This is a genomic window from Williamwhitmania taraxaci, assembly GCF_900096565.1.
GTDB classification, from domain to species: Bacteria; Bacteroidota; Bacteroidia; order Bacteroidales; family Williamwhitmaniaceae; genus Williamwhitmania; species Williamwhitmania taraxaci.
On record NZ_FMYP01000100.1, the window covers coordinates 1 to 8,323 of the forward strand.

Below are 8,323 nucleotides of genomic sequence, written 5' to 3' on the forward strand. Positions count from 1 at the left end.
CAGTCTTCAGTCTTCAGTCTTCAGTCTTCAGTCTTCAGTCTACAGTCTTCAGTCTTCAGTCTACAGTCTTCAGTCTACGGTCTTCAGTCTACAGTTTACAGTCTTCAGTCTACAGTTTACAGTCTTCAGTCTACGGTCTACAGTCTACGGTCTACAGTCTACGGTCTACAGTCTTCGGTCTACAGTCTTCGGTCTACAGTCTTCGGTCTACAGTCTTCGGTCTACAGTTTACAGTCTTCAGTCTTCGGTCTACAGTCTTCGGTCTACAGTTTACAGTCTTCAGTCTACGGTCTACAGTTTTCAGTCTTCGGTCTTCGGTTTACGGTCTACAGTCTTTAGTCTTCAGTCTACAGTCTTCGGTTTACGGTCTTCAGTCTACAGTCTTCAGTCTACAGTCTTCAGTCTACAGTCTACAGTCTTCGGTCTACGGTCTTCGGTTTACAGTCTTCGGTCTACGGTCTACGGTCTACAGTCTACAGTCTTCGGTCTACAGTCTACGGTCTACAGTCTTCAGTCTACAGTTTTCAGTCTTCGGTCTTACTCTCCCTGTCCAAGCGAAAATCCCAGCTCGCCGTTGAAGGTGTAGAGGTTTTCTGTTTTGATGGTTTCTAACCCTGCTGCCTCAATCCGGATAAGAAGCATTATCACTTGAGCGTAGGGAATAGTTGCTTCAGTTTTGCTGGTATTGCTCTCCTTTACAAAACGACAGCGCCAGTGGTCGGTGCAGAAGATATCGTTCATCATCTCGGGGTAAACCATCACTCCGCGGTTGGTGATCATTTTCAACGTTAGCAGACCATCCGCTGCGGCATTCAACTTGTCGGATAGCTCGGTGGGATTACTTCCCGGCCAGTCGAGAAATAGATCTACGCCTACCAGCTTCTTTTCGGCAACCTTTCGCTTGTAGGGTGGTATTTGAATAGGTGTGGTTACCTCAGGAAACACTACGCAAGTAAACTGCGCTGGTAGCTGTCCGAGGCGTTGAACTACCGCTTCGGCAAACTCTTTTGTTCCGACCTTCCTCACGCTTTGTCCCTCCTTGTAAATATCGCCGGTGTGGATACCATCTTCAATGGTTCTTAGCCAAGCGTTGGCAATAGTTGCTGCCACGGTTTGCTGTCCAAGGTGTACCAGCATCATAATGGCCGCATTGAGCAAGCCTGAGGGGTTGGCGATATTCTTTCCGGCAATATCGGGAGCCGAGCCGTGTATGGCCTCAAACATCGAAACCGTTTCGCCAATGTTGGCCGAACCGCCCATGCCCACCGATCCGCTCACCTGCGCTACAATATCGGAGATAATGTCGCCGTAAAGGTTTGTGGTTACCACCACGTCGAACGTCTCGGGTCGTTCGGCAAGGAGCGCCGCTCCAATGTCGATGATTTTAATCTCTTGCACTATTTGTGGATACTCTTTTCCCACCTCGCGGAAGATGTTGGCAAAGAGCCCGTCGGTAATCTTCATGATGTTGTCCTTCACCATGCAGGTCACCTTTTTGCGGCCGTTGGTTCGGGCATATTCAAAGGCATAGCGCACAATACGCTCCGTTCCGGGAACCGATATCAGCTTCAGCGCTTGCGTTACCTCTGCGGTTTGTCGATACTCAATCCCGGTGTATAGGTCTTCCTCGTTTTCGCGCACAATAACCACGTCGAGATTGGGGAAGTGGGTTTTTACGAACGGGTGCATAGCCTTGGTGGGCCTCACGTTGGCAAATAGACCGAATGCCGTGCGAATGGTTACGTTCAGACTCTTATATCCGCCTCCTTGCGGGGTGGTGATGGGGGCTTTTAGGATTACCTTGTTTCGTTGGATCGACTCCCACGCCTCGGGCTTCATCCCCGAGGAGAATCCTTGGCGGTAGACTTTTTCGCCAATCTCGATGAATTCGGGTTGGATATTTACGTTCGCCTTTTCCAGTATGAGGAGCACGGCATCCATTATCTCGGGGCCAATGCCATCGCCGCGGGCAATGGTTACTGCTATTTTATTATCCATATATTTTATTTGAGGCGTAATGTTGGTATAAAAACTCACAATACATACTATTGTTTAATGTAAATCGATTTTCTCGTTTGCTTATCTCTTCTTTAAGCAAGAATCGACCAACGAAGGCAACTTGCATTACGTGATTTGAGTGATTCACTGGGGACATACTAACCTCGGCTCCATTATAAATATGCTCTTTTTGGGAGATGTAAATTCCCATTCGTTCGAATTTAAGTTGATTTATAAACTATTTCTTACGAGATATATTAGAACCACAAATAATTCATTCGGTATGATTTTCTTTCCTCCGTTAATTGTATTCATTCGTCAAATTGTCTTATATTGCTGCTATAGTTTGTGTGATATTAATCTGCTATAAAGATGGTATCTGGTAAGTTTTTCCGAGTCATATGCTTTGTTGCTCAGCTAGGATTTGTTCTTGTTGTCGATGTTATTGCTGCTCCAATAGTGGCAGAGGCGTCATCCGATAGCGGATACGTTTATAAAGTTGGACTTCCTAATGTTCCGGGAGTAATGTACCGATGTGCGGATGGAACTCCCGGTGGTTTTTCTGTAGAACTCGTGCAGCACTTGCTCGATGATGAGCATATCCGCTATGTATGGGTGGATGGTTCTTGGGCCGATTTGTTTGAGAAGGTTAAAAAGGGCGAGATCGATATTTTACCCGGCACACAAGTTTCAGCAGAGCGAAAGGCCCATCTCGATTTTTTAAGCAATCGTTTTTATACCATGTGGAGCGAACTCTATGTGGGGAAACATGTGAAGTTTCATGGCTTAAACGATTTGAGAGGGAAGCGTATTGGTCTTATTCGAAACGATAATAATGGGATTGGTTTTGTAAACTATGTTGCCGAATTCCAATTGGAATTTACCCCTGTTTCGTACGAGTCGCATAAGGACGCCGTGGAGGCATTGATACGAAATGAAATATATGCCGTGGCTGGACCATCGCCCAGCTTGTTTGGGGCAATGCTCAACGATGTTCAATCGGCGGGAATATTCTTTAACCCTACCGATTTGAATATAGGCTTTACCAAAGGGAAGCATAAAGCCATTATGGCAAAGATGAATCGTCGCCTGATACAGTATATGGGCAGCGAAACCTCCATTTACGCTAAACTCCTTTCGAAGTATGGCTTAGTTAACGTATCTAAAACGTGGCAACACATACCCTTATGGCTGACGATCTTTCTCTATTCGCTTGTGGGTGCTTTTTTCATAGTAGCTGTATTTGTATTAATTCTTCGGATTCAAGTGAGCCGTAAGACGCTGCAGCTTCGGGAGAAAGAGTTTCTTATGGCTAAGGTTTTGGATCTTGGGGAAATGGGCGTTTGGGGGTTTGATGTTGCCACCCAAAATTATTTCTGGTCGAAGGAGATTTATGCAATGACCGGGTATTCTATGGAAGACATATCCGATTTGAACAACCACATTATTGGGTCTTTTCATCCCGACGATCGCGCGAATGTTCTTACTGCCCTTGCCCGAACTATTGCCACAGGGGCAAATATGGATGTTGAATTCCGGGCAACTTCGAAAAATGGGGGTTACGTTTTTTTGAGGGTAATTGGGACAGTGGCCATGGATAAGGTAGGAAAACCCCAGCGAGTCTTAGGTATTTGCCATAACGTTACCAACCAAAAGAACTATGAATCCACCCTTCTGGGTGCGTTGAGCAAAGCGGAGGAGAGCGAAAGGTTGAAGTCGGCATTTTTGGCCAATGTGAGCCACGAAATTCGAACTCCGCTGAATGCCATTGTTGGATTTTCATCACTTTTGGCTGAAAATCAGATGAAAGAGGAGAAGCGCTTGATTTATTCGAACGTTATTGTTTCCCAAAGCAACACGCTGCTCACGCTAATTAACGATATCATCGATCTTGCAAAGATAGAGGCCGGGGTTATGTCCATTCATGCCGATTTTGAGGTGCGGGCACAGTCGTTTCTCACCGATGTATATGCTAGCCATAAGCTGCTTTGTCCGGAGCATATTAATTTGATTCTGTCGATTCCTCCCGAGTGTAAAAAACTTTCCATAAAGGTGGATGAAATACGTGTGCGGCAAATTCTAAATAATTTTGTCACCAATGCATTTAAGTATGCCGATCCGGGCGACGTGATTCTTGGCGTAAAACTCGACGACGAAAGGCAGCGGATAGAGCTTTATGTGAAAGATAGTGGACCAGGAATTGATCCGCTGCAGCACTCCTCCATCTTTAACCGCTTTTATAAGCTAAATCAATTTAGCCAAGGGCCCGGTTTGGGGTTGTCCATTGCAAAATCACTGGCCGATTTGCTTGGTGGCGAAGTATCCCTGCGCTCTGCCGTAGGAGAGGGGAGCGAGTTTGTTCTTTCGATAAAGCTGTAAGGAATTTAATGCCGTGCATTATTATTGCCACGGTTGGCATGCCGCCCTTACAGTGTTATGCCACGACTTTATAACCTAACGCGACCGCCTTACGGTATTATGCTTTTGCATAAAAGCGATACAATTCTCATAACCAAGATATTTTTCCTAAGACACTTTCTACTTTGTATAATAATACCACTACTTTAGTGTGAGAAATAAACCGAAACAAAAGCTAGGTTTAGCCACCCAAATAAGGGTGGCTAAACCCAACTAAGTTGGGTTTATAAACGAGTTACCCACCATAATAAAAAGAGAGCGACAACGAACATAAACAGAATGACGAACATTAAAACGAGTACTAATAATCAATTAAAAAAGGAGGACACATGCGACACAAACGATTAAAATTAAGTGCAGTACTCTTGTTAGGCTTAGGACTGACAGGACTACAAGCGCAAACCATGTATGTAAAGCAAAGCAACGGCACACAAACCGCTTATGCTTTAAGTAATGTACGAAAGATGACATTCTCTGCGGGGAATGTAACAGTTCAGAAAACCGACAATACCACAGGGGTTTATGCCCTGAGCGGATTAAAGTACCTAAGCTTTCAAGACTTTACAAACGGTATTAACGAGCCACAAACGGCGGCAGGCAGTACTTTGTATGCTTACCCCAACCCTGTAGCCGATATGCTGACCATTGATTTAACAGGCACAAAAAACGGGGAAGGACACATAAGTATTCTAAACCTCGAAGGCAAGGTAATGCAAAAACAACAAACTGAAGGCACAGGCATTGTATCACTCAACTTGAGCCAACTACCACAAGGCATTTACCTTTGCCGTTATACCAACGGGACAGAAACAAAAACAGTAAAAATCATTAAACAATAAAGGAGGAAAAACAATGAAAAAATTATTTTTAGCATTAATTGCCGTAGTTACATTTTTTAATGTAGGGCAAGCCCAAAACGACACTATGTATGTAATGAAAGCAGGTGCTGTGATAAGTAAATACAATGTAAACACACAAGTTGACAGTATCATATTTTATCAACCTACAATAACACAGGGCAACACTTTTACGGATAGCCGCGACGGCAATGTTTACCATACAGTTACTATAGGCAGCCAGGTATGGATGGTCGAAAACTTAAAATACTTGCCAAGTGTGGTTGGTTCTGGCACAGGCTCAACAACAACTCCATATTATTATGTTTACGGATATAATGGAACAGTAGTAGCAGATGCCAAAGCCACAGCTAATTACGCTATCTATGGCGTTTTATACAACTGGCCTGCGGCTATGAATGGAGCAGCAAGTAGCACAGTCAACCCAAGTGGAGTACAAGGCGTATGCCCTACAGGCTGGCATTTGCCAAGTGATGCCGAGTGGACGCAATTAACCACCTTTTTGGGTGGAGAAAGTGTTGCCGGGGGTAAACTTAAAGAAATAGGCACTACCCATTGGGCAAGCCCAAATACCGGGGCTGATAATAGCAGTGGTTTCACAGCCCTTCCGGGTGGCTACCGTAACTACGGTGGTTCGTTCTACTACATTGGTTACGGCGGTTACTGGTGGAGTGCTACGGAGTACGATGCTACTCACGCGCGTGGAACCGTGGCGTGAACGACGATAGTAGCAGTGTAATCAGAGGCTACAGCGGTAAGGAGTTGGGGTTTTCAGTCCGTTGCGTAAGGGATTAAGAATTTATTTGATTTATTTGACTATTTGATTTATTTGATTATTTCCCGCGAAGCGGTCGATTTTTTTAAGAAATGGCACAGTATAATGAACTTCCTGTATATAAAGCAACGTACGACTTGCTGTTGGCTATATTCCAGTTTACAAAGGAGTTTAGTAAAGAGTATAAATACACCGTTGGCGAGAGTTTAAAAAAAGAAACTATTGAGTTGCTCACGCTGATATATCGTGCCAATACAAGACATCAAAAAGCTGATGTGCTTCAAATGGCAAGGGAGCAAATAGAGGTAATTCGTTTGCTTATACGTGTAATGAAAGACTTGAAGCAGATAAGTTTAGAAAAGTTCGTAAAAATAAATCAGGCAGTCGAAAATGTGTCAAAACAATTAAGCGGATGGCAAAAGAGCCAAAAATAAAAGTTTTCCGCCAGAGTCGTGCGTGCTACGGCATAGACGAGCGAGCAATTTTAAATCCGGTAACCCGCTGGCATTGTAAATACCTGCAATATCCAAAACAGGTTTTTGTTAGCTATAAAAGATTGTATTGCCTGCAAATGGTGATACAACAAATAGAGAGGTTACTTTTACAGCCCTTCCGGGTGGCAACCGTAACAACAATGGAACATTCAACAACATTGGAAACAACGGTAACTGGTGGAGTGCTACGGAGAACAATGCAACAAACGCATGGAACCGTAACATGAACTACAATAATAGCAATGTAAACAGAAACAACAACAATAAGGAGTTGGGGTTTTCAGTCCGTTGCGTAAGGGATTTGAAGGAAAACACAGCCACGGGGATTATTTCCCTGTGGCTTTTATAAAAATTCAAATGCAGCAATACAATTTGTTTTCAGACATTGAACGAGATAAAATCACGCTCGATTTGTTTCAGGCATATTTTGACGCACGAAAAAACAAGCGGAACACAATCAACGCCCTTGCATTTGAAAAGCATTTGGAAGCAAATTTGTTTGCCATAGCAAATGAAATTATAGAACGCAAATACACGCCTAAGCCAAGTATATGTTTTATTGTTGATAAACCGGTAAAGCGTGAGATTTTTGCAGCCGATTTCAGAGATAGGGTTATTCATCATTTCATTTACAATTACATATCACCCATTTTTGAAAAAACTTTTATCAACGACAGCTATAGTTGTAGAAAAGGCAAAGGAACGCATTACGGCATAAAACGTATTGATCATTTTATACGGTCATGTTCTCACAACTTTTCCAAAGACTGTTACATTCTAAAACTCGACATCAAAGGCTATTTCATGGCAATGGACAAGACTTTGCTTTTTGATAAAGTCAGGAATGAACTAATGGGCAATAAAAACAAAGTCGATTTTGATTTGGAACTTGTGCTTTACCTCATTGAAAAAACAATTTATAACGACCCCAAAGTTAATTGCATAATAAAAGGCAAAAAGGATGATTGGAATGGTTTGCCGCCAACAAAAAGCCTTTTTCATGCTCAAAATAATTGTGGCTTGCCAATAGGTAATTTAACATCTCAATTATTTGGCAATATATACATGAATGAGTTTGACCACTGGGTTAAAAAAGATTTAGGTATCAGATATTATGGTCGTTATGTTGACGATTTTGTGTTAATACATGAGAATAAAGATTATCTACAATCAATGATTCCAAAACTTTCAGCATTTTTACTTTCAAATTTAAAATTGACATTGCACCCTGATAAAATATACCTGCAACACCATTTAAAAGGAGTTAAATATCTTGGTGCGGTAATAAAGCCAAACCGCATATACATTGCCAACCGTACCAAAGGAAACTTTTATAATGCCATAGAAAAACAAAATCAAATAGCCCGAGACCACAAACCCACAAAAGAAGAACAATCGGCTTTCCAAAGCAGTATGAACTCGTATTTAGGAATAATGAAGCCTAAATTCAAGTAACAAATGCAACTTATAGGATTGATTGGAGAGAAAGGAATTGCATTTTTTCAGAACAGGAAGATGAGAATTACTCACCTTCGCTGCTCCGATGGAAAAAATGTGGTTCTTTACCCCCTAAGTCCTCTAAAAATAAGTTGTAATGGCGCACATCAACCAAGAGCAAAGGTATGTAATTACCCTCATGCTACAGCAAGGCAAGCTACAAAAAGAAATAGCCCTGTTTATCAACCGAAGCCCTTCCGTGATATCCCGGGAGATTCGCAGGAACAGGGATGCCAAAACGGGCATTTACGAGAGCAACGTGGCGCAGCGTGCCTACGAGCGGC

Annotated in this window: 8 protein-coding genes; 7 read left to right on the forward strand and 1 reads right to left on the reverse strand. The window is 42.8% G+C overall.

Annotated features, from left to right (window positions below; all coding sequences use genetic code 11):
- Positions 1 to 537: 537 nt before the first annotated feature.
- Positions 538 to 1,998 carry an NADP-dependent isocitrate dehydrogenase gene (locus BLS65_RS16385; RefSeq protein WP_092440897.1) on the reverse strand — a complete coding sequence of 487 codons (1,461 nt, stop codon included), beginning with the start codon at positions 1,996 to 1,998 and terminating at the stop codon, positions 538 to 540.
- Positions 1,999 to 2,370: 372 nt separating this feature from the next.
- On the opposite strand from BLS65_RS16385, the gene BLS65_RS16395 reads away from it, so the two are divergent.
- From BLS65_RS16395 to BLS65_RS18810, 7 genes are all read left to right on the forward strand, one after another.
- Entirely contained in the window at positions 2,371 to 4,377 is a 2,007-nt protein-coding gene (locus BLS65_RS16395; RefSeq protein ID WP_092440899.1) for an ATP-binding protein, read from the forward strand.
- 368 nt (positions 4,378 to 4,745) lie between these two features.
- Positions 4,746 to 5,255, forward strand: coding sequence for a T9SS type A sorting domain-containing protein (locus BLS65_RS16400; protein ID WP_092440900.1), 510 nt, complete (start codon positions 4,746 to 4,748; stop codon positions 5,253 to 5,255).
- Positions 5,256 to 5,268: 13 nt separating this feature from the next.
- Positions 5,269 to 5,991, forward strand: coding sequence for an FISUMP domain-containing protein (locus BLS65_RS16405; RefSeq protein ID WP_092440901.1), 723 nt, complete (start codon positions 5,269 to 5,271; stop codon positions 5,989 to 5,991).
- A 149-nt stretch (positions 5,992 to 6,140) separates the two neighbouring features.
- Entirely contained in the window at positions 6,141 to 6,482 is a 342-nt protein-coding gene (locus BLS65_RS16410; protein WP_092440902.1) for a four helix bundle protein, read from the forward strand.
- A 127-nt stretch (positions 6,483 to 6,609) separates the two neighbouring features.
- Positions 6,610 to 6,891, forward strand: coding sequence for an FISUMP domain-containing protein (locus BLS65_RS16415; protein WP_170830179.1), 282 nt, complete (start codon positions 6,610 to 6,612; stop codon positions 6,889 to 6,891).
- 8 nt (positions 6,892 to 6,899) lie between these two features.
- A complete protein-coding gene (locus tag BLS65_RS16420) occupies positions 6,900 to 7,997 on the forward strand; it encodes a reverse transcriptase/maturase family protein (protein WP_125869921.1) in 1,098 nt (365 codons plus the stop codon).
- A gap of 181 nt (positions 7,998 to 8,178) precedes the next feature.
- A partial coding sequence (locus BLS65_RS18810) for a helix-turn-helix domain-containing protein (RefSeq protein WP_317039071.1) occupies positions 8,179 to 8,323 on the forward strand: 145 nt, incomplete at its 3' end.

Excerpts from the sequence above, each read along its gene's own strand:
- BLS65_RS16385 (WP_092440897.1), bottom strand. The coding sequence starts at position 1,998 with ATGGATAATAAAATAGCAGTAACCATTGCCCGCGGCGATGGCATTGGC.
- BLS65_RS16395 (WP_092440899.1), top strand. The coding sequence starts at position 2,371 with ATGGTATCTGGTAAGTTTTTCCGAGTCATATGCTTTGTTGCTCAGCTA.
- BLS65_RS16400 (WP_092440900.1), top strand. The coding sequence starts at position 4,746 with ATGCGACACAAACGATTAAAATTAAGTGCAGTACTCTTGTTAGGCTTA.
- BLS65_RS16405 (WP_092440901.1), top strand. The coding sequence starts at position 5,269 with ATGAAAAAATTATTTTTAGCATTAATTGCCGTAGTTACATTTTTTAAT.
- BLS65_RS16410 (WP_092440902.1), top strand. The coding sequence starts at position 6,141 with ATGGCACAGTATAATGAACTTCCTGTATATAAAGCAACGTACGACTTG.
- BLS65_RS16420 (WP_125869921.1), top strand. The coding sequence starts at position 6,900 with ATGCAGCAATACAATTTGTTTTCAGACATTGAACGAGATAAAATCACG.